Below are 19,667 nucleotides of genomic sequence, written 5' to 3' on the forward strand. Positions count from 1 at the left end.
GGCTGCACACCTACAATCACCACCGCGGACACACCGCGCTGAAAGGCCAACCACCCGCCAGCCGCGTCCCCAACCTCACGGGTCAGTACAGCTAGGCAATGCTGGCCCGGGAACGTCACTTTGCGACGCAATGTTTGCATAGTCTAAAGCTGATGGAGTGGCGTGCGGAGAAGGACGCCGGGGTTTCGAGGCCGCGAGAGGGTGGGGGAGAGCCATGACCCTGAACAAGCCGACATCAGGTTCGGCGGTATTGGCCTGGATGCCGTGGGCGGCGATGACCGTCGTGGCGATCACGGATATTTCGGCGGGTCCCGACGTCGGTTTCCTGCCCTTGGTCTCGCTGGGACCGGCGTTCGCCGGGCTGGTCGGCGGCTGGCGCCGCACCACGCTGATCGGCGCGGTGGCTTTCGCACTGACGGTGGCACTCGGGCTCTATGACGGCCTGTTTGAGGGGCGCAGGGGCCTTACCGCCTGCGCGTCGGTGGCGGGAGTCACCGGCGCCGGCATCGCTGCCGCGGTCATTAGGAAACGGAGGGAAGAAGAACTCGCCAGCATGCGGTCCATCGCCGAGGCCGCCCAGCGGGTGCTGCTGCGCCCGGTGCCGCTGACCGTCGGGCCGGTTCAGATGGCGGTCTCCTACACCTCGGCCATCGCCGAGGCCCGCATCGGTGGCGACCTCTACGAGGTGGTCGCCTCCCCATACGGCGTCCGCGTGATCGTCGGAGATGTGCAGGGCAAGGGGCTCGCCGCGGTCGAGACGGCTGCGGTGGTGCTCGGCGCGTTCCGCGAGGCCGCGCACGACGAGCCGGACCTGATCAAGCTGGGCAACCGCTTGGAGCGCAGCCTGTCCCGTGAACTGGAGGGCGAGAAATTTGTCACCGCCGTCTTGGCGGAGGTCGCTGCCGGGAACGAGGTCGCCTTTCTCAACTTTGGACACCCGGCGCCCATGGTCATACGGGCCGACGGCACGGTCCACTTTGCGGAGCCCTCGTCCTACGCGCCGCCCTTGGGGCTGGGGATGACTGACGCCGACGAGCCGCAGCCGCATCGTGTCGAATTCTCGCCGGGCGAGCAACTGCTGCTGTACACCGATGGTGTCACCGAGGCCCGTGACGAACACGGCGCCTTCTATCCCCTCGCCGACCGGGCGTATCTGCTCGATGAACCCGACGCACACCATGCCCTGGAGGCGGTGCGGAAGAATCTGTCGGAACATGCCGCCGGGCCGCCGCACGACGACGCCGCGATGCTTCTGGTACGTCGTCAAGGGCACCCGCCCGCGGGCAGCGCGCCCAGGACGTTCCCGTAGGCACTCGGCCTCGGTCGGAACAGGAACTTGAAAGGGCGTTGAGGCTGCCCGCTTCACCACTGAAGAACAACGCCCGTTGTGCTCGCGACCCGCCGTCACGCGCCCGGACGGTCACTTGGCGGTGGGCGGCCCGGCGGGAAGAGGGCCATAGGACGCCAGCGGCCATCGCACGCCGAGCGGCTACCTCGCGGCCACCACGGTCCACGGACACAGGAGGGTGCGCTTCTACAGCGGCAATTCCACGCAGGCGGACTTCGGTGACCTCGCCCGGACATCCCGGTGAGATCAGGCAGGCGACAGCCCGCTCGATCGTGCGAGGGTGGCAACACCAAGGCCTACGAGCAGCAGTGACATGGCGCCCTCCATGTCGCTCTGCGTCGGCCACTCAACATCGGCCCTGCGCATCTGCAGATACTGGACCCTGACTTCCTCCAGGGCCTCCTGATCGACGACCCCGTCCTGAACCGCCTTGCCTGCTTGGAGAACGACATCGAGGTGCATCAGGAGCGATTCGGGCTCCCCGGGGACTGGTCCGCGCTTGAGTGACCGGAGCACGTCGCTAAATGCGTTCCTGTCTTCGAACTGAGGGGCGGACTTCGCAATGAGTTCTTCCCGGTTGTAGGTGCCTGTGTAGAAGGCCTCGGCGAAAGCCGTCAGGACTTCGCGGCGGCTACGAGCGGTTCCGAGTGTTGGGTCACATAGCGGCTGCACGAACTGAGCGGCCCTGGTCTTAGCCCACGCTCGGCTACCGCGAGGGTCACCGACGTACGTGCGGAGTGCCCGGAGGGCCTGTCGCGTGCTCACGAAATCGTCATCACGAATGAACAGCCAACAGACGAGCACAAACTCAGCCAGCGGCCGGACCGATGACGGCTGTCTCATGCGCAACAGGTCAAGGAACAGACTCCGTTGAGCACCGGTGTGCAGCGCCTGCTCTGAGCCGCGTTGTCCTGTCCGCCGACGCTGAGGTTGAGCCAGCAGCCCTCTGGCCACCCAGTCATGGACGAGGCGCTTGGTCACTTGGTGACCGGCCGCGGCAGCATCGGCGACCAGATCATCGATCGTGCCCGGTTCAGTAATCACCTCTGGAAATTACATCGGATCCGAGCGGCTCACCTGTACTTCTCTGAAGCCCCAATTCGTAGGCTCAGCAATGAAATCAGGGACCCACCAGCGGCCTGAGCCGCCGGCATCGCCGCGGGCAAGTCTCTGATCATGCGACATCAATTTCAGGAGAGCACGATGAGCGCCGACCACAACGATCCCTATCCTGCCGAGCCGTGCACCACCTACCAGCCGCCGAAGAAGCAGTCTCGACGGTTGAGCCCTCTGCTCCGGTTCATCTTCCGAAACGCCGTCGGCGGTGCCTCCTCGGCGGCGGGGGCAGCGATCATCGGTTGGCTGATCTGGCTGCTACAGCGATAAGCCGTCCAGCCCGCTGGGACAACCGTCCCTGAGGAGCCGGTCCAAGTCAGAAGCCGTTGTCCCTCCGCGAGGCCGTGAGAACTCCGACTGACGGCGGGAGAGGTGAGCATGGCTCGTCCGTTCATCTTGCTCGTTGTGGTGCTGGTGCCGCCGGTGCTCGGTCTGGTGGAGGCCCGACAGAAGAAGGTGTGGGAACAGGTGGCCGGGCTGCGGGAGGAGGCCGAGCGGGGGCGAGCCGCCCTCGACGGCGCGGTCGGAGGGCTTCACCCAGCTCGCGGCGTCGGCCGCCGTGTCCTCCTGCGACAGGCCGTCGTGGTCGTGAGCGAGCCGCCGACGAAGATGCTGCTGCTGAACAGCAGGGGCCCCAGCTTGGCGCGGGCGGTGTAAAGGGCGGCGGTGTACCCGGCGGGGCCGGAGCCGATGATGACGACTTCGCTTATCTCGCTCACGCGGTCGCCTCCGGCTTGCCCGGGGCGATCTCGGCGATCAGGCCCTCGACCAGGGTCTTGATCTCGTCGCGGATCGGGCGGACGGCCTCGACGCCTTGGCCGGCCGGGTCGTCGAGCTTCCAGTCGAGGTAGCGCTTGCCGGGGAAGACGGGGCAGGTGTCGCCGCAGCCCATGGTGATGCACACGTCGGACTCCTTCACCGCGTCCACGGTGAGGATCTTCGGGACCTCGGCGGATATGTCGATGCCGACCTCGGCCATCGCGGCGACGGCGGCCGGGTTGACCTGCTCGCCCGGCTTGGAGCCGGCGGAGCGGACCTCGACGCGGTCCCCGGCCAGGTGGGTCAGCCAGGCGGCGGCCATCTGGGAACGGCCGGCGTTGTGGACGCAGACGAACAGGACGGACGGCTTCGTGCCGGGGTTCTCGGGCATGAGGGGCTCTCTCGTCTCGCGGCGGCTGCACGCCACCCATGACATCAGCACCCGCTGGTATCAGCGAACGGTGATGTGACAGTATCAGCGCATGCTGACTTCAGTCGATCCTGATGTGATCCGGGCGCTGGGCGATCCGCTCCGGCTGCAGATCGTGACCCTGCTGGCGCGCGAGACGCTGTGCACCACGCACCTGGTGGAGGAGACCGGGGCCAAGCAGACCAACCTGTCCAACCACATGAAGGTGCTGCGCGAGGCCGGGCTGGTGGAGACCGAGCCGTGCGGCCGCTTCACCTACTACAAGCTCAAGCCCGACGTCCTGGCCGGCCTGTCCGGACAGTTCGCCGAGCTCGCCGAATCCGCCCGCACCGCCGCCGAGAACAAGAGGGCCTGCCCGTGACCTCCACCGAGCCCACCGCTACCCGCGCCCAGAGCGCTGAGGCGGCCGGGGACGACTCGATCGTCAAAAAGCTCTCCACCCTCGACCGTTACCTCGCGGTGTGGATCCTGTTCGCCATGGCCGCCGGTCTCGGTCTGGGGCGGCTCATCCCTGGCCTGAACGACGCGCTCGCGAAGGTGGAGATTGGCGGGATCTCCCTGCCGATCGCGCTCGGTCTGCTGATCATGATGTACCCGGTGCTGGCGAAGGTCCGCTACGACCGGCTCGACGCCGTCACCGGTGACCGGAAGCTGATGATTTCCTCGCTGGTCATCAACTGGATCGTCGGCCCGGCGGTCATGTTCGGCCTCGCGTGGATCTTCCTGCCGGACCTGCCCGAGTACCGCACGGGCCTGATCATCGTCGGCCTGGCCCGCTGCATCGCCATGGTGATCATCTGGAACGACCTCGCCTGCGGTGACCGCGAGGCCGCCGCCGTCCTCGTCGCCCTGAACTCCGTCTTCCAGGTCCTCGCGTTCGGTCTGCTGGGCTGGTTCTACCTCGACCTGCTGCCCGGCTGGCTCGGCCTCGGCGACGGCGAGCACCTCGACATCTCCATGTGGAAGATCGCGCTCAACGTGGTCATCTTCCTCGGTATCCCGCTCGCCGCCGGCTTCCTCACCCGCGGCCTCGGTGAGAAGAAGCTCGGCCGTGCCGACTACGAGCAGCGGTTCCTGCCGAAGATCGGTCCCTGGGCGCTGTACGGGCTGCTGTTCACGATCGTCATCCTCTTCGCCCTCCAAGGGAAGAGCATCACCTCGGAGCCGCTGGACGTCGCCCGGATCGCGCTGCCGCTGCTGGTCTACTTCGCGGTGATGTTCTTCGGCAGCTTCCTCCTGGGCAAGGGCCTGGGCCTGGCTTATGACCGCACCGCGACCCTCGCCTTTACCGCGGCGGGCAACAACTTCGAGCTGGCCATCGCGGTAGCCATCGCCACCTTCGGCGTCACCTCCGGCCAGGCCCTGTCCGGCGTCGTTGGCCCGCTCATCGAAGTGCCGGTCCTGATCGGCCTGGTCTACGTCGCGCTCGCCTGGCGCAGGAAGTTCGCCGACGGCACGGTGACGACGGCCCCGTGACACAGCACGCGGATGTGGTGGTGGTCGGCGGCGGCCAGGCAGGACTCGCCGCCGGCTACCACCTGCGCCGGCGCGGCCTGGACTTCGTGATCCTGGACGCGGAGGCGGCGCCGGGCGGGGCCTGGCAGCACATGTGGGACTCCCTGCACCTGTTCTCCCCGGCCGAGCACTCCTCGCTGCCCGGACGGCTCATGCCCGCCCAGGCGGGCGAGACCTACCCGGGCGCCGGGCACGTGGTGGACTACCTGGCCGACTACGAAAAGCGCTACGACCTGCCCGTCCAGCACGGCACCCGCGTGAACGCCGTACGCCGCGACGCAGGCCGGCTCCTGGTCGAAGCGGACTCCGGCACCTGGCGGGCCCGCGCGGTCATCAGCGCCACCGGCACCTGGTCGCGGCCGTTTCTGCCCGCAGTCCCGGGCCGATCCGTCTTCACCGGGCGGCAGCTGCACACCGTGAACTATCGTTCTCCGGCCGACTTCGCCGACCAGCGTGTCGTCGTGGTCGGCGGCGGGAACTCCGGCGCGCAGATCGCCGCCGACCTCGCCCTGGACGGCCGTGCCGAGGTGACGTGGGTGACCCAGCGCCCGCCGCGGTTCCTCCCCGACGACATCGACGGCCGCGTCCTCTTCGATGTCGCCACCGCCCGCCGCCGCGCCCTGGACGCCGGCCGCACCGACACCGGCGGAGTCGCTTCGCTCGGCGACATCGTGGCCGTGCCGCCCGTCCGCGCCGCCCGCGACGCCGGACTCCTGACCACCAAGCCGATGTTCACCCAGCTCACCGCAACCGGTGTCCGGTGGGCCGACGGCAGCCAGAGCAACGCGGACGCCGTGATCTGGTGCACCGGCTTCCGCCCAGCACTGGCTCACCTCGCCCCGCTGAACCTCCGCGGCCCGCGCGGACACATCCCCACCTACGGAACACGCGCCCTCGGCGAGGCGCGACTGCACCTGCTCGGCTACGGCGACTGGACCGGCCCGGCCTCGGCCACCCTCATCGGCGTCGGCCGCACCGCCCGCGACGCCACCCGGGAGGTCACCGGTCTGCTCACATAGGCGCCTCAGCGGACGCCGCACTGTCACCGCCCTGCTCATCCCGTTGCACGCAGCTCCCCCTTGTCAGTGGTACCAGCGACAATTCCTCCGGACAGTGCCGTGGGGCAGGGGGATGCGCACGCATGCAGACAGACGACTTTTTCCGCGACAGGCCCGATGAGCACCCGGACTGGCCTGACCACAGGCAGGGCGAATGGGTGTGTCAGCTGTGGGAGTTGGATGTCGAGCTGATGGAGTCCCTGCGGTTCGGTCCCCACCCGGACCTGGACGTGGCCGTGGCGCTGACCCGGTTACTGCACGAGGACTTCGTCGCCCGGGGCACACGCCACGACGAACGCATGAATGACGAGGAAGTCGTCCTCGCTGTCAAAGCGCACCGGGCGGTCCTCGAGCGCTTGGGCCTGGAGCCGCCACAGCTGCCGTTTCGCCATCACAGCGGCTTCTACGACTACTGGCGCAAGAACGACATGTCCGGGGGCGGCGGATGGCAGGCGCGCCGCGAGTGCATCGAAGAGCTGCTGGGGCCGACCAGGTGGGCCCTGGAGGACCTGCAGGAGGCCGAGTACGAGCAGCGTTTTAAGAACGGCCCCCGTGGCACCTTCAAGAACCTCATCTTCGCGGCCATCGGCCCGAAGCCGCAGATCGTGCTGCGGGATGCGGTGAGCAACGAGGTAGAGATCGTCCGGAACGCCGAGAACTGCCTCGTGTATAAGGACCCGCTGCCGCTACAGGGCCTGACCTGGCGGCAGATGGTCACCTGGTGGCAGGCGCACCACATGCCGGACACCGAGGAACCGGAGGCCGCCGATGCCCTGTACCGGCGGCTGTACCGCTCCCTGGACTCCCTGCCAGAGCAGACGGTCCTGCGCACGTACTGCGCCCGCTACGCCGAACCAGACGGGTTCGACCTGCCCGCCCTTATCCCGCAGGTCTACCTGCACTACGACCCCTACACCCGCAAGAGCGGCGGACACAGCGGTGCCCTGCACCGCGAGCGCATGGACTTCCTGCTGCTGGCCCCCGACCGCTCCCGCATCGTGATCGAGGTCGACGGTGCCCACCACTACGGCATCAAGAACCCCACCGGACCGGACGGCCGCACCACCTACACCGCCTCGCCCAGGCTGTACTCGGAGATGGTCGCCGAGGACCGCCGCCTGCGGCTGGCCGGCTATGAGATCTACCGCTTCGGCGGCTGGGAACTCACCCGGCCCGACAGCCCGCAACTCATCTCCGACTTCTTCACCGAGCTCCTCACCCGCCACAAGAAGCCGACACCGTAGCGACAGCACGCACCGCTTCAGTAGCCAGCCGTGTCCATGGCCTCCATGTACTCGATCTGCCAGTTCTCGTACTCACCGAGATGAGCCGAGTAGCCGCCCCACAGCAGGTGCGCCAGCTTGTGCAGCTCGTTCACCTGCTCGTAGAAGTTAACGTTCTGCTGCACGGGCCGGGCAGGAGCCCGGCCGGCGCCGTGGCCAACCACGGCGTACCGGTAGGCCTCCCCAGTCGCATCTTCACTGTCCAGCCAGTTCAGCTGACCCCAGGACTCCGGATCGATGCGCTGTTCCACCTTGGGCAGGTCCAGCAGGGCCAGGTACCGGTTCAGGCAGTCCGCCAGTCTCCTGATGTTGTGCGTGCGCAGACGCTTGTCCAACTGCTCAGGGCTGAGGTCTTCTTCTCCTGTGTAGCCCTCGCGCAGCACGCACTGGGCGGCCTTGCGGATCAGCCACTTCAGCGATAGTTCGATGCTGTGCCGGTAGTTGTAGAGGATCGGGAGGGGCAGCAGGTCGTCCGGGCCATGTGCGATCCAGTGTCGGGCGGCAGTCTCGGCGACTCGCAGATAGCCGCCAGCGAGGGCGAGATCGTCCTCGCTGGCACCGCCCCAGACGGCGATCTCGGCATTGGCCCAGCGAGGCCGGGGCAGGCTCAACCGGTCTTCTGCTTCCTCCATCCCGTCAGGATGGCAACCGCCCGCCTCGTCCACTACCGCTTTTGGCAACTGCCCGCCGCCGCAGCGTCCCTGGGCGTTGCCGGCGGGCGTCCGAGCGTGGTCATGCCGCAGCCGATGCACCTACCAGCAGTTGGCCCATGGCGGCGAGCACGGACGGCTCGACGCGGTAGTAGACCCAGGTGCCGCGTCGCTCGGATGTGAGCAGCCCGGCTTCCTTGAGCTTCTTCAAGTGGTGGGAGACGGTGGGCTGGGAGACGCCGACGTCTGAGATGTCGCACACGCACGCCTCCCCGCCCTCATGCGAGGCCACGGCAGAGAACAGCCGCAGGCGGACCGGGTCACCGAGGGCCTTGAACATCCGCGCGGCGGTCTCGGCCTCCTCGGCGGTCATCGGGCGCTCGGTCAGCGGCGGGCAGCACGGCGCCACACCCTGCCCATCGGCGGGCTCGAGCAGCGGCAGCACCTTCGCATTCGACATGCGTCTATGTTGACACACATCGAACCAGTGCAGGGAGGTCCGTCACCGGCGCGCGGGATAGGCGGCCAGACGCCGGGCGATCCGTTCCGCGTCCCGTCCCACGCCGCGCAGCGAGTTCAATGACAGGCTGCGCTGCCATTCCAGCCCGACGAACGCCAGCCCCGGCACAGCGGTGGCGAGGCCCTCGCGGTGCCGGGGGGTTCCCTCGGTGTCGAGAGCGCCGTCGAGGTCGGTGAGGTAGGGCAGGTTGGGGCGGTAGCCGGTGGCGAGCACGATTCCGTCGATCTCCTCCCGCTGTCCGTCCGGCCAGACGAGCTTGGTCCCGTCAGCGCCGGTTAACAGCGGCCGCCGGTCGGGCTGGCCTGCGGCCAGGGCGGCCCGGTAGCGGCCGTCGTCGAGGACCGGCTGCGCCGGCGGGTGCGGCAGGAACCGGCCGAGGGGTGCGGTGTCCAGGCCGGTGCGGGCCAGCCAGAAGTGCAGGTCGCGGCCGAGGATGCGCTGCGCCGCGAACTTCACCGGCGCCCGGGTGGCGAGCGTGACGCGTGCGGTCTTGGCGAGCTCGGCGGCGATCTGCACCGCGGAGTTCCCGGCCCCGACCACGACCACCCGGCGGCCGGCGAACGGGGCCGGACTGCGGTAGTCGGCGGCGTGCAGCACCTGGCCGGTGAACTCCGCCAGGCCCGGCAGCGCAGGCCGGTGAGGGTGCTCGAACGTCCCGGAGGCGCCACGACGGCCCGCCCGGACAGCCGGCCGCCTCCCTCCAGGTCCACTGCGAAGCCGTCGCCGGTGCGACGGACCGCGGTGACGCGGCAGCCCGTGCGGATGTCGGCGTCCAGGCGGTCGGCGTAGGCGGTGAGGTAGGTGACGACCTCGTCGCGGTGCGGGTAGCGGTCGCGGTCGGTGCCGGGGAACGGCATTCCGGGCAGGGAGCTGTACCGGGCGGGTGAGAACAGCGTGAGGCTGTCGTAGTAGTGCGGCCACGACCCGGCCGCATGGTCGGACGCCTCCAGCACCACCGGCCGCAGCCCGCGCCGCAGCAGCGCGTGGGCGGCGGCGAGGCCGGACTGACCACCGCCGATGACGACGATGTCGATGTGCTCCATCAGCGAATCCCCCTGGGTTCGACGAATGTCTATATTGACGCTCATCAATACAGGTGCCATGCTGGGCTGCGCAAGCCATCGACAGATGTCGAAACACGCAAGGAGTCGCCGTGAACGCGCCCGCCACCACCGAGCTGCCCGTCGTCGTGATCGGAGCCGGACCCGCCGGCCTGGCCGCCGCCGCCCACCTCATCGACCAGGGCATCGAACCCCTGGTCCTGGAAGCCGGGCCCACCGCCGGTGCCGCGGTGCGCGAGTGGTCTCACGTGCGCCTGTTCTCCACCTGGGGCGAGGTCGTCGACCCCGCCGCCGAGAAGCTCCTCGCCCCCACCGGCTGGACCCGCCCCGACCCCGCCACCTACCCCTCCGGCGGCGACTGGGCCGACCTCTACCTGCAGCCGCTCGCCGACATCCTCGGCGACCGTGTCCGCACCGGCGCCACCGTCACCGGCATCTCCCGCACCGGCCGGGACCGGATCGTGGACGCCGACCGCGAGGCTCAGCCGTTCGTCGTGCACGTCGCCCACACCGACGGCCAGGAGGAGCGCGTCTTCGCCCGCGCGGTCATCGACGCCTCCGGCACCTGGACCACGCCCAGCCCGGCCGGCGGCAGCGGACTGTCCGCGCTCGGCGAGAAGGCCGCAGCGGACCGGATCACCTACCGCGTCCCGGACCTGCAGGACCCCGCCGTCCGCGCCCGGTACGCGGGCAACCGCACCGCCGTGATTGGCTCCGGCGCCTCGGCGTTCACCGCCCTCGCCTACCTCGCCGACCTCGCCACCGCCGACGACGGCGCGGGCACGAAGGGCGTATGGATCCTGCGCCGGGGCATCTCCGGCTCCACCTTCGGCGGCGGAGAAGCCGACCAGCTCCCGGCGCGCGGCGCCCTGGGTCTGGCGGCAAAGGCCGCCGTCGACGAAGGCCACGCGGACGCGGTCACCGGCTTCCGCACCGAAGCGATCGAGCGGACGGACGACGGCCGCCTGGTCCTGGTCGGCGAGGACGGCCACCGCCTGGACCCGGTCGACGAGGTCATCGTGCTGACCGGCTTCCGCCCCGACCTGACCTTCCTCGACGAACTCCGCCTCGGGCTCGACGAGCGCCTCCAGGCCCCCGTCGCCCTGGCGCCGCTGATCGACCCCAACCAGCACTCCTGCGGCACCGTCTACCCGCACGGCCACCGCGAGCTCTCCCACCCCGAGCAGGGCGTGTACCTGGTCGGGATGAAGTCCTACGGACGCGCCCCGACCTTCCTCGCCATGACCGGCTACGAGCAGGTCCGCTCCGTGGCCGCAGCGATCGCCGGTGACCTCGAGTCCGCCGACCGCGTGGAACTCACCCTGCCCGAGACCGGAGTCTGCGGCGGTGCCGGCCTGTTCGACGCCCCCCCAAGCCGCTGAGGCCGACGGTGGCGGCTGCTGCGCGACCGCTCCGCAGCTCGTACAGCTTGGAGCCCCCGCCACGGTCGGGGCGGCTGCTGAAGACGCACCGGCGGGCGGCTGCTGCGGCTCGTGACCAGCCTGGGCACCCCTGCACGTGGGGCCGCGACCGGAACAGGGGACCGGTCGCGGCCTCGCGCCGCCCTGCCCGCCCTCTGCGCCACTCAGATCGTGAGCTGGGGCATCGTCTACTACGCCTTCCCTGTCCTCAACCCTCAGATCACCGCCGCGACTGGCTGGCCGCTCGTGCGAGTTCCTCCAGTTCGACACCTACAACGCGGAGGCCTGACTGTCCTTGAAGGCACTGCAGCCCGACCCCCTCCAGGCTTTCGCCGAGCGCACAGCGGTGGGCCAGGAACTCGGAGGGACCGTTGAGGCGGTGCTTCCCTTCGGCATCATCGTCGACCTCGGGGACGGGATCGCCGGGCTGGTCCCCTTCGGAGAAACCCACGGCCGCCCTGCGGGGAGCCCTGTTGAAGACTTCGAGGCCGGGGAGAAGATCGCCGTCGTCGTCACGGAAATCGACCCGCCGACCCGCCGGGTTCTCCTCTCCAGGCCGCAGGGTGGCTGGCATAAAGGTGTCGCGCCGGCCATGTGACGCCCAGCGTGCCTCAGCCGTTGATGTGAGCATGGGACGGAGTGATCTGAGTGATGCCGAGTGGGAACGGCTCCGGCCATTGCTGCGGTCAGCAACGGGCGTTGTGGCAGGTGGCGGGATCACCGGCAGGTGATCGAAGGGATTCTGCACCGGGGGCGGGCCGGGATGCAGTGGCGGGATCTTCCCGAACGGTTCGTCCCGTGGAAGACCATCTATGAACGCCACCGCCTGTGGTCGGCCGGCGGGACCTGGGAACGCCTGCTCCAGCAGGTCCAGGCCGAGCGAATGCCGCGGGCGAGATCGACTGGGACCTCTCGATCGACTCCGCCATCGTCCGCGCGCATCGTCATGCGGCCGGCGCCCGCACCGACCCGTCACCGGCCCCAGGATCAAAGGGGGCCTCAGGGATGGAACACCAGGAGCAGCGGGCCTTCGAGCAGGCCGCCCTCTCGCGGATGCCACCGGCGACAACGTCGTGGTACGCAAATATCCTCGGCCTGCGCGAAGCCGACCCGGGTATCCATCCGTGCGGTGCCACTGCTGGCCGCTCTCGACCGTGCAGGGCTGTCGGCACATGACAGTCAGACAGATGCGGCGCAGCGCGCGGTCAGTCAGTGGGTGCGGCAGGGCTGAGCTGACGGGAGTCGACCGCCTGCAGCAGGGGCGATCAGGGCCTGGCGGCCCCCGGCCTGGCGCCACCGCGCGGGCCCCGGTCACCACTGGATCGTCCCTGGGACCGACGGCGGCGCCTCCCGTGCCGTGACCGTCTCGCGTGCCGTCGCGCGGACGTCGGGGTGTGTGTGCCGGCGCAGGGTGCGGAGCTGGCCGCGCCACGGCTCCGTCCACTGAGAGCGGCGGCCGCCGGAGACGGTGAGCCTGATGGCGAACAGGCCATGGGCCAGGCCCGGTTCCGCACTCAGCGTGCGGGCGGTCTCCAGCCACGCGTCTGGCGCGGGGTCGCTGATCGCGCTGAGCCGCGAGCTGAGCGCTTCGGCGATGTCCCGGGCGAGTAGCGGACGTCCTTCGCAGTTGGCAGCCAATCGGCGCAGGCCCGACGACAGCGTGGTGGCGTCCTTGTTCAGTTCGAGGGCGTGCAGCCGGAGTTCGGCGACGGAGCGCGCGAAATCCTTGTGCCCGGCGGCGGTGTCGGCGGCGCGCAGCAGCACGTCCGCCGTCGGCTGGCTCCCGCCCCGGTAGCGATGGTGGAGCAGGAGGTGGTGCAGCAGGCTCGCGGCCCGCTGCCGGGCCGGCTGGTCGCGCTCGGGCTCTGCGTCGGGCTGGTCCGGGTCTCCTGTGGCTTCCAGCATCGCCCGCAGGGCCCGAAGGTACGGGCCGTCGTCGTCCGCTGCGAGCTCCACCAGCTCCTGCCCGGCCATCGTCCACACCGCCCGGTCGGCAAGGTTCGTGGTGGCGGCCACCAGCATCTCGGCGATCTCCGGCTGCCAGGGTGCCCATTCCGCCATTGCTGGGAACAGTGCCGCAGCCGTTTCCGGTTCGAGCGGCTCGCAGGCGTGATGCAGCAGTCCTGCGTACCTGGCCCGATGTTCCTCGTCCACCTCGGCGACGGCAGTCCGTGCCAGCTCCTGGCGGAGCTTGGTGCGTCCCTGCGCGGCCGACTCCAGTATGGGCCAGCTGGCCGGCTCCGCCAGCATGCTCTGGGCAAACGCGACGCACACCGACTGCACGTCGTGGTGCTGTCCGGGCAGCTCGAACGCTTCCCGCAGCAGCGGCGCCGCCTGCGCCGGGGGCAGCGTCGTCGCCGCGAGGCGCACCGCCTCCCTGCGGCTGGTGACCTTCACCGTCCGCGGGTCCTTCGGCGTGAGCAGCCTGAGGAGTTCCGTGGCGAGCCGTGACGGCGCGACGTACTGCGCGGCCCGCGTCGCCGCGTAGAGCGCGACCCGGGCGCGGTCGCCGCCTGCGTGCTCCAGCAGCAGCGCCAGCACCTCGTCGGGGCGGTCGGTCCACGGCAGGGCGCCGAGGGCCGCCTCCGCCAGCGGGACGTTCGACGATCCCGTGTAGCGGCGGACGACTTCCAGGCCCGCCTCCGGGATCACTGCCGCCGCCGAGAGGGCCTGGACGCGAACATGCACCAGCTGCCCCGCGTCGCCCGCGGTGCGCGCGAGCAGCTCCGCCGCCGCCTGCTGCTGGCGCGGCACCCAGCGGTGCGCCTGGTAGGTGGGTGGCGTCCAGTGGCTGCGGGCGGTCAGGAAGCGGCCGTATGGTGGGGTGTCGGCCAGCACCGGGTCGAGTAGGTCCGTACGCCGCCCCGTCAGGACCTTCAGAACGGACGGCAGGACGGCGGCGGACGGCTCCAGCCGCACGATCCGCTCCACCCGCTCGTCGCGCCCGTTCGGCTGCTCCAGCCAGAGGTCGACGGCGGTGCGGACGGACGCGTCGTTTCCGAACTGGACGGCCTGCCACAGGTACTCCTGGAGTTCGGCCATCCCCCACGCGCGCCGCCCGAGTGCCCGTACGAGTGCGAAGACGAGCGCGTAGTCGGCCTTGTCGGTGGCGGCCTCCAGCCACGGCCGTAGCGCCGCCAGCACCTCGTACTCCTGGCCGCGCCGCAGCACGATGTCGAGGCGGCCGATGTTCGCGCCGCCGGTGTGGCCGGACAGCCGGGTGAGGGTGTCGAGGGCCCAGCCGATGAGCCGCGTGCCGCCCGTGACGGCGTGCTCGCGCAGCACGGACAGGGCAAGCGTGCTGAGCGCGTGACGGGTGCTCCAGGAGGAGTCGCGGGCTTCGACGGCGGCGATGGCGATTCGTCCCAGGTCCTCGGCGGCGTCCTCCGCGAACAGCGAAGGGCGCACCTCTGCCAGTGCGGAGAGGGCGGCGCTGCGGACCGGGTCCTGTTCATTGCGCAGCCGCAGCAGCGCACGCAGCAACCGGCTCACTTCCTGTGGGTCGCGGGAGCGTGCTGCGTTGCGGACGAGCAGTGGGTACGCCGTGGCGCGGTCGTCCGCGGCGGAGCGGCGGACGGCGGTGAGAAGGTCGTCACGGACCTCGTCCGGCGGCAGATAGGCGGCTGCCGTCAGTATCTGCGTCCAGTGCGCGCCCCTGGCGCGGGCCAGCGTCGCTATCCGCCGTGCCTCGGTAGTGCGCCGCTCGTACGGCAGTACGTCGAGCAGGGCGGGGCTGAGGTCCGTGTGGGCGAGGTCCTTGCCCTCCATCGCCGCGTCGAACAGGGCGCCGCGGCGGGAGGGCGGCAGGCAGGCCAGCAGCCGGGCGAGAGCGGGTGCGTTGTCGTTCCAGGCGCAGGCGAGGTCGGTGAGTTCCGCCGGGGCGTGGCGGACGAGGCGGCGCAGCACGGCGGGTTCGAGGTGGCCGCTGTTCAGCCGGGACCGCAGCTTCGGGCGTAGCAGCAGCCGCACCGTGCGGCCGGGATCCGCCTCGACCAGGAGGTGCAGCTTGCGGTCCACGGGCATCGGCAGCGTCTCGTAACGCTCGAGCACAGCCAGCACGCCGAGCGGATCCCGTTCGGCGAGGAACGCGAGCGCGTCCGCGTGGGAAGCCAGCCAGCCGTCCCGTACGACGGCGGGGAGAATGTCGAGCTGCCGCTCCATCTCGGCGAGCAGCAGAGCGGGATGGCGGGCGGCGAGCAGCCGGTAGGAGCTCAGTCCGCGGAAAAGGCGGGGCAACAGCCGGGCGGCGGTCTCCGCCGTGCAGGCGGCGAGCAGTTCCGCGGCGGCCTCGGCGCCCCATCGCCGGTACGTCGGCTCGACCAGCGCCTCGGCGAGGCCCGTACGCCCCGCCACGGCGATGGCGTGCACGAGCTGCTGCCGCACGGCGGCGGGTGCGTCCTCGATGGCCTCGATCACGGTGGTGTCCGTGAGCCGCCCCCGCAGCAGTGCCCTGATCGCGGGGGCGCGGACGAGGCGGTCGGGGTCCGCGAGGCAGCCCTCCAGATACGCGTCGTGGCGCTCCATGTCCGCCACGGTGGCGGCGAGCCGCCGTCCGTGGACGCCGTGGGCGGCGAGCCCGGTCACAAGCTCGTCGACCGCCCCCATTGCCGCGGCGCGCCGGGCAGCGGAGGCCAGCTCACGCATCCGGTGTGGGTAGGAGAGCCGGTCGACGGCTGTGAGCAGGTATTCGGCACGCTGGGACATGAGGGCGATTCTGCCTGGCGGGCGGGGGTGGAGCCTGCGGATTTCGGCGGGGCGGCGGTCGTCGTGCGGCTGTCTGTGCGGGCTCTGTGGCGGTCTATGCAAGTTCGGTCAGCAACTTCGCCAGCCGGTCGTGTGCCAACGTGCGGCTCTCCGGGGACGGATGTCGTCGTAGTGGACGTCGGACAGTCTGCGCAGGAGAGCGCGGCGCTGCGCGAAGCTAGCGCCGAGGTCCGACTGCACACCTGTGCAAGAGAGTTGGTGTTGAGAACGGTCTCCGCGATGGGCAAGACGGCGGACATGGCCGTGTCACCTGCAACACGTCAGCATTGCGACACCGCGTTTCCGGACAGCAACGCTGCGAGCGCCGTGGCGCTTCTTGATCTCTAGGCAGGAGCGGAGTGTGAACGTGTGCATCAGGCTGCGATCCGGTTGAGCGGAGGACGTCTCGGCCGGCTTCGCATGTGGCTCGATGAAGCCAAGCGCAGCCCGGAGACCATCCTGTGGTTCGGTGAGTCGCCCTCCGACGTCTCTCCGGACACTCACGCCTTCGGAGTGGAGTTCATCAACAGCTTCCTCGACAAGCACCTGGATGCGTCCGCAAATCCCGTGAACGAGTGATAGCCGGTGGCCTGGAAAGAGCCAGGCTGCGACATCGAAAGATCGTCTCGAACTTGATCAGCATTTTCGCAGTTCGGCGGACGTGTAGGCGGCCTCCGCATGATCCCGTACTTCGTCGCAATCAGCGCGAAGGCCGTGGTCGTGAGTCTGCTGCATCAAGGCGTCCTGCGGGATGCGTTCGCGGAAGTGTCGCACTTCCGGTCGGAGCTGTACGCGTGCCTGACCGCGCGGGGCGATGCGTTGTTCGAGTTGTGCGACGCGCTGCCATGCACCGAGGGGTTCCCACGCCGCTGGCCCGGGCTGCGTAGATTCTCTGACCTGGTCTAATCCGGCCTTCCTCGATCACAAGGGGTGCTGAGGACGGGCCCCCTGGAACGCTCAGAGCCCTAGGTGGGCGATAGCGGCCGGGAGACAGGCGCGCGTTGCCAGAAGGGCCCGGAACCGGAACGGTTCCGGGCTCTCCTTCTACGAGAACGTGCTGACGTACGGGGGTAGCCAGGCACGCCCTATCGTGTTCAACGGCTCGCTGTGCGGGAAGGGCACGGAGCGGAGCAGGGTGGGTATGCCTCGGGACCGTGGCTTTCGGCGACCGGGCGGTTGGTGTGAAGGCTGGGCAGGTCACCTTCCCGGAAGTGCTGGCGGATGTCTGCGAACGGCCCGCTGGGTGAGGGGAGGGAGGCCACCGCTTTGCCGTCAGCAGGCCGGGAGGGGGGCTTTCGGGGGCGCGGGGGTGGTGGTTAGGGTCGGGTGTGGAGCGCTTGGGAAGCAGGTGCTGCCCGCAGCGCGCCCCCTGGGGCGTGTCTGCGGCCTGCCTGCCTGCTGTTCTGCATTGGAGCTCACCCATGGGCCAGCCTCCCTGTCCTCCACGAGAGACGACGTCTGCTCCGGCCGCATCGTCCACCTCGTGTCCCCCTTGGCGTTCGGTGTGCCGCTCTCCTGAGGAGCTGGAGGCGCGTAACCGGCGCCTGGCTCATGAGGGGGTGTCGGCCGCCCAGGAGCTGCTGGTCGAGCGATACGGCCTGGGCAGCCCTGGTGAGGGGTTCGAGCTGCTGAAGACGGTGTCGCAGCAGTGCAACGTCAAGCTGCATACGCTGGCGGATGCCGTGGTCCGCGTGCCCGCTCCGGACCGGGACGCCAGGATGTGGTTTCCGGGACGGCGCCGTGCCAGTCCGCCCCGACTGCCCGGCCTGATGCTGGAGCCCGGCTCCCGTGGCAGTCAGGGAGCCGTCCTGAGAGCGGTCCTGCACCGCGTGCTGTCGATCACGCAGACCCCGATGGGCAACGTTCAGCTCAGAGACGGCAACCGGCTCCACCTGGCCCGCCACACCGGTCTGAACACGTACTTCACCGACTTCTTCGCGTTCGTCGATACTCCTACGACAGCGTGTTCGCAGGCGGCGGCCGAGCGCCGGCAGGTCACCGTGCGGGATGTGGCGAGCGCGGAGTTGTTCGACGAAGCATCCCGCTATGCGATCTTGCAGACAGGGAGCCGGGCCGTCCACAGTGTCCCTCTCACCACCAGCAGGGGGACGGTGCTCGGCATGGTCTCCTCCCACCACGAGCACTCCTTGACCGGCTTCACCACCGCCCAGCTCGCGGCGCTGCAGCAGACCGGGACCGACATCGGACGGTGGCTGTCCTGGCACTGGAACACCGTCGTCCTGGACGCGCTGGAGCGCCTCCACATCACCGTCACCCGCCCCACCACGCTGAGCGGCACACAGGCACGTGGCCGGTGAGGCCATGCGGCCCTCGGTTAGGGCCCGCGGCAGTCAAGGAACGCGGGTCGAGAAGCGGGGCAGTGCGCATCAGCAGGGGAAGCCTGTTTGCGCCAGGGCCGGCGCATACGGCTGCCTAGCCCTTCGCCTGCTTCGGCGGCTGCCTTCCTGCGCGCGCGGATATGGGCAGAACGGCCTAGCGTGAAAGGAGCGGCTCGTGCTGACCTCTCCCAACCTGGCGCGGCCGTGCCTCGCCCGGCCGGGACGGCCGACCCCTCTGCCCGGCCGGGACGGCTCGTTGTCGCAGCCGGCGATCGAGATGGCGTGGAAGTCCGCCGCCCTAGGCGTGATGCGTTGAACGTGAAGAGGGCTGTCAGGGGGTGAGTGCCTGGCGCAGGTTGGGGTGGCAGTCGATGAGGCTGTCGACGCCGTCTGGGCTCCGCCGTCTGGGCCTTGCGCACCACCGCCAGCTTTGAAGAGGCGATACGCGCGGCGATCGACCTCGGCGGTGACACGGACACCGTCGCCGCGGTGACCGGAGGCGTCGCGGGGGCGTACTACGGGCTGGACGCCATCCCCGCCCGCTGGACCCAGCTGCTCCATGTCCCCCTCCCAGGCTTCCGTGGGCGGGTGCTGCACCTGGCAGACCTGCTCAACCTTGCACACCGTCTCCTTGAGGGAAGCCGTCGATGAGGCACACGTGGCAGCTCACGTAAACGGCGAGCTGGTGGTGTGGGAGGCGGGATCGGGTGGCTGCCGGCCGTCCCGCACCGGGGACGCCGGCGCCGCACGGGGGCTTGCTCACGCGTTTCGGTAGGGCACGCGGGGCCCTCGCCACTGAAAGCCGGTTGAGACGGTGCCCCTTGTGAGGGAGGGTCACTGGTCATGGAGTACTTCTGCTATCACCGGGACCGGCTGGGCTCCCTCGCGCTGCGCGAGGAACTGCAGCAGGAGCACTGGTCCTACATGGACCGGTACGCGAAGGAACTGATAGCCCGCGGTCCGACCTTCGCCGACGACGGTGAAACGCCCACGGGGAGCGTGCACATCGTCGACCTGCCCGCTCCCTGCGACGCCCGCGCGTTCGCCTTCGACGAGCCCACCTACCAGGCCGGTGTATACCGGGATGTGCTGCTGCGCCGGTGGCGCAACGTTTTGGGGCGCACCATGTGGGATGCGCCCGGTGACCGCGGCGGCGGCAGCCGGTACCTGGTGCTGGGCCTTGGCCAGGGCCCGGCCGCCGACCTCGCCCCGCCGCCCGACCAAGACGAACTGATCGCCTATGGGCCGCTGCTGTCCGACGATGGCGGCACCTGGCTGGGTACGGCGGTGCTCCTCGGGGCCCCGGACCCGGATACGGCCCGCGCAGTCCTGACCGCGGACCGGTACGCGGACATCGAGGTCCACGACTGGGAGCCCGGCGGGCGCCGATGAATCACATGGACACCGGCCCGATGCCCGCTGCC

16 protein-coding genes and 6 pseudogenes are annotated in these 19,667 nt (G+C 69.9%); 15 read left to right on the forward strand and 7 right to left on the reverse strand.

The window, feature by feature from the left end:
- The first annotated feature begins 214 nt into the window (after positions 1–214).
- Positions 215–1,309 (forward strand): PP2C family protein-serine/threonine phosphatase, encoded by a 1,095-nt coding sequence (locus ACGF5T_RS31790; RefSeq protein WP_366768398.1) that lies wholly within the window; start codon positions 215–217, stop codon positions 1,307–1,309.
- A gap of 285 nt (positions 1,310–1,594) precedes the next feature.
- Here ACGF5T_RS31790 and ACGF5T_RS31795 read toward each other — a convergent pair whose 3' ends face one another.
- Positions 1,595–2,392 (reverse strand): hypothetical protein, encoded by a 798-nt coding sequence (locus ACGF5T_RS31795; RefSeq protein WP_366768399.1) that lies wholly within the window; start codon positions 2,390–2,392, stop codon positions 1,595–1,597.
- 159 nt (positions 2,393–2,551) lie between these two features.
- Between ACGF5T_RS31795 and ACGF5T_RS31800 the strand changes: the two genes are divergently transcribed.
- A complete protein-coding gene (locus tag ACGF5T_RS31800) occupies positions 2,552–2,734 on the forward strand; it encodes a hypothetical protein (RefSeq protein ID WP_366768400.1) in 183 nt (60 codons plus the stop codon).
- Between the two features lie 308 nt (positions 2,735–3,042).
- Here ACGF5T_RS31800 and ACGF5T_RS31805 read toward each other — a convergent pair.
- Positions 3,043–3,183, reverse strand: a pseudogene (locus ACGF5T_RS31805) (FAD-dependent oxidoreductase); the annotation flags it as partial.
- A complete protein-coding gene (locus ACGF5T_RS31810) occupies positions 3,180–3,614 on the reverse strand; it encodes an arsenate reductase ArsC (RefSeq protein WP_366768401.1) in 435 nt (144 codons plus the stop codon). The pseudogene ACGF5T_RS31805 and the gene ACGF5T_RS31810, both read right to left, overlap by 4 nt.
- A gap of 91 nt (positions 3,615–3,705) precedes the next feature.
- Between ACGF5T_RS31810 and ACGF5T_RS31815 the strand changes: the two genes are divergently transcribed.
- The 4 genes from ACGF5T_RS31815 to ACGF5T_RS31830 all read left to right on the forward strand — a co-directional run bounded on the left by ACGF5T_RS31815 (position 3,706) and on the right by ACGF5T_RS31830 (position 7,470).
- Positions 3,706–4,014 (forward strand): helix-turn-helix transcriptional regulator, encoded by a 309-nt coding sequence (locus tag ACGF5T_RS31815; RefSeq protein ID WP_030931680.1) that lies wholly within the window; start codon positions 3,706–3,708, stop codon positions 4,012–4,014.
- Positions 4,011–5,129 (forward strand): ACR3 family arsenite efflux transporter, encoded by a 1,119-nt coding sequence (arsB, locus tag ACGF5T_RS31820; protein ID WP_366768402.1) that lies wholly within the window; start codon positions 4,011–4,013, stop codon positions 5,127–5,129. Before ACGF5T_RS31815 ends, arsB begins: the two co-directional genes overlap by 4 nt.
- The gene (locus ACGF5T_RS31825; RefSeq protein WP_366768403.1) at positions 5,126–6,187 is read left to right on the forward strand and encodes an ArsO family NAD(P)H-dependent flavin-containing monooxygenase; all 1,062 of its coding nucleotides are present in this window, start codon (positions 5,126–5,128) and stop codon (positions 6,185–6,187) included. Before arsB ends, ACGF5T_RS31825 begins: the two co-directional genes overlap by 4 nt.
- A gap of 197 nt (positions 6,188–6,384) precedes the next feature.
- The gene (locus ACGF5T_RS31830) at positions 6,385–7,470 is read left to right on the forward strand and encodes a hypothetical protein (protein ID WP_366768404.1); all 1,086 of its coding nucleotides are present in this window, start codon (positions 6,385–6,387) and stop codon (positions 7,468–7,470) included.
- Positions 7,471–7,487: 17 nt separating this feature from the next.
- On the opposite strand, the gene ACGF5T_RS31835 is transcribed toward ACGF5T_RS31830, so the two are convergent.
- From ACGF5T_RS31835 to ACGF5T_RS31845, 3 genes and pseudogenes are all read right to left on the reverse strand, one after another.
- On the reverse strand, positions 7,488–8,141 hold the full coding sequence (locus tag ACGF5T_RS31835) for a hypothetical protein (RefSeq protein ID WP_366768405.1): 654 nt from the start codon (positions 8,139–8,141) through the stop codon (positions 7,488–7,490).
- Positions 8,142–8,241: 100 nt separating this feature from the next.
- Positions 8,242–8,619 (reverse strand): helix-turn-helix transcriptional regulator, encoded by a 378-nt coding sequence (locus ACGF5T_RS31840; RefSeq protein ID WP_145830471.1) that lies wholly within the window; start codon positions 8,617–8,619, stop codon positions 8,242–8,244.
- Between the two features lie 42 nt (positions 8,620–8,661).
- Positions 8,662–9,722: pseudogene (locus tag ACGF5T_RS31845) on the reverse strand (flavin-containing monooxygenase).
- Positions 9,723–9,832: 110 nt separating this feature from the next.
- On the opposite strand from ACGF5T_RS31845, the pseudogene ACGF5T_RS31850 reads away from it, so the two are divergent.
- The 4 genes and pseudogenes from ACGF5T_RS31850 to ACGF5T_RS31865 all read left to right on the forward strand — a co-directional run.
- A pseudogene (locus ACGF5T_RS31850) lies at positions 9,833–11,237 on the forward strand (NAD(P)-binding domain-containing protein).
- Positions 11,234–11,404 (forward strand): annotated as a pseudogene (locus ACGF5T_RS31855) (MFS transporter); the annotation flags it as partial. The pseudogenes ACGF5T_RS31850 and ACGF5T_RS31855, both read left to right, overlap by 4 nt.
- Before the next feature lie 52 nt (positions 11,405–11,456).
- Complete coding sequence (locus ACGF5T_RS31860) at positions 11,457–11,759, forward strand: S1 RNA-binding domain-containing protein (RefSeq protein ID WP_366768407.1); 303 nt, start codon at positions 11,457–11,459, stop codon at positions 11,757–11,759.
- A gap of 31 nt (positions 11,760–11,790) precedes the next feature.
- Positions 11,791–12,124: pseudogene (locus ACGF5T_RS31865) on the forward strand (IS5 family transposase); the annotation flags it as partial.
- A gap of 348 nt (positions 12,125–12,472) precedes the next feature.
- Here the strand turns inward: ACGF5T_RS31865 and ACGF5T_RS31870 are convergent.
- A complete protein-coding gene (locus tag ACGF5T_RS31870; protein ID WP_366768408.1) occupies positions 12,473–15,865 on the reverse strand; it encodes a hypothetical protein in 3,393 nt (1,130 codons plus the stop codon).
- 408 nt (positions 15,866–16,273) lie between these two features.
- Between ACGF5T_RS31870 and ACGF5T_RS31875 the strand changes: the two genes are divergently transcribed.
- The 5 genes and pseudogenes from ACGF5T_RS31875 (at position 16,274) to ACGF5T_RS31895 (ending at position 19,635) form a co-directional block, all read left to right on the forward strand.
- On the forward strand, positions 16,274–16,483 hold the full coding sequence (locus tag ACGF5T_RS31875) for a hypothetical protein (protein ID WP_366768409.1): 210 nt from the start codon (positions 16,274–16,276) through the stop codon (positions 16,481–16,483).
- Between the two features lie 980 nt (positions 16,484–17,463).
- Positions 17,464–18,222: an ANTAR domain-containing protein gene (locus tag ACGF5T_RS31880; protein ID WP_366768410.1), complete on the forward strand. Its 759-nt coding sequence runs from the start codon at positions 17,464–17,466 to the stop codon at positions 18,220–18,222.
- Positions 18,223–18,418: 196 nt separating this feature from the next.
- Positions 18,419–18,559 (forward strand): hypothetical protein, encoded by a 141-nt coding sequence (locus tag ACGF5T_RS31885; protein ID WP_366768411.1) that lies wholly within the window; start codon positions 18,419–18,421, stop codon positions 18,557–18,559.
- A 74-nt stretch (positions 18,560–18,633) separates the two neighbouring features.
- A pseudogene (locus ACGF5T_RS31890) lies at positions 18,634–18,894 on the forward strand (ADP-ribosylglycohydrolase family protein); the annotation flags it as partial.
- Between the two features lie 192 nt (positions 18,895–19,086).
- Positions 19,087–19,635, forward strand: coding sequence for a YciI family protein (locus tag ACGF5T_RS31895; RefSeq protein ID WP_366768412.1), 549 nt, complete (start codon positions 19,087–19,089; stop codon positions 19,633–19,635).
- Positions 19,636–19,667 lie beyond the last annotated feature (32 nt).

It is taken from the genome of Streptomyces sp. NPDC047853 (assembly GCF_043204535.1).
In the GTDB taxonomy this organism is placed as follows: domain Bacteria; phylum Actinomycetota; class Actinomycetes; order Streptomycetales; family Streptomycetaceae; genus Streptomyces.

Coding starts and splice junctions, on each gene's coding strand:
- ACGF5T_RS31790 (WP_366768398.1), top strand. CDS start 215: ATGACCCTGAACAAGCCGACATCAGGTTCGGCGGTATTGGCCTGGATG.
- ACGF5T_RS31800 (WP_366768400.1), top strand. CDS start 2,552: ATGAGCGCCGACCACAACGATCCCTATCCTGCCGAGCCGTGCACCACC.
- ACGF5T_RS31810 (WP_366768401.1), bottom strand. CDS start 3,614: ATGCCCGAGAACCCCGGCACGAAGCCGTCCGTCCTGTTCGTCTGCGTC.
- ACGF5T_RS31815 (WP_030931680.1), top strand. CDS start 3,706: ATGCTGACTTCAGTCGATCCTGATGTGATCCGGGCGCTGGGCGATCCG.
- ACGF5T_RS31835 (WP_366768405.1), bottom strand. CDS start 8,141: ATGGAGGAAGCAGAAGACCGGTTGAGCCTGCCCCGGCCTCGCTGGGCC.
- ACGF5T_RS31840 (WP_145830471.1), bottom strand. CDS start 8,619: ATGTCGAATGCGAAGGTGCTGCCGCTGCTCGAGCCCGCCGATGGGCAG.
- ACGF5T_RS31870 (WP_366768408.1), bottom strand. CDS start 15,865: ATGTCCCAGCGTGCCGAATACCTGCTCACAGCCGTCGACCGGCTCTCC.
- ACGF5T_RS31895 (WP_366768412.1), top strand. CDS start 19,087: ATGGAGTACTTCTGCTATCACCGGGACCGGCTGGGCTCCCTCGCGCTG.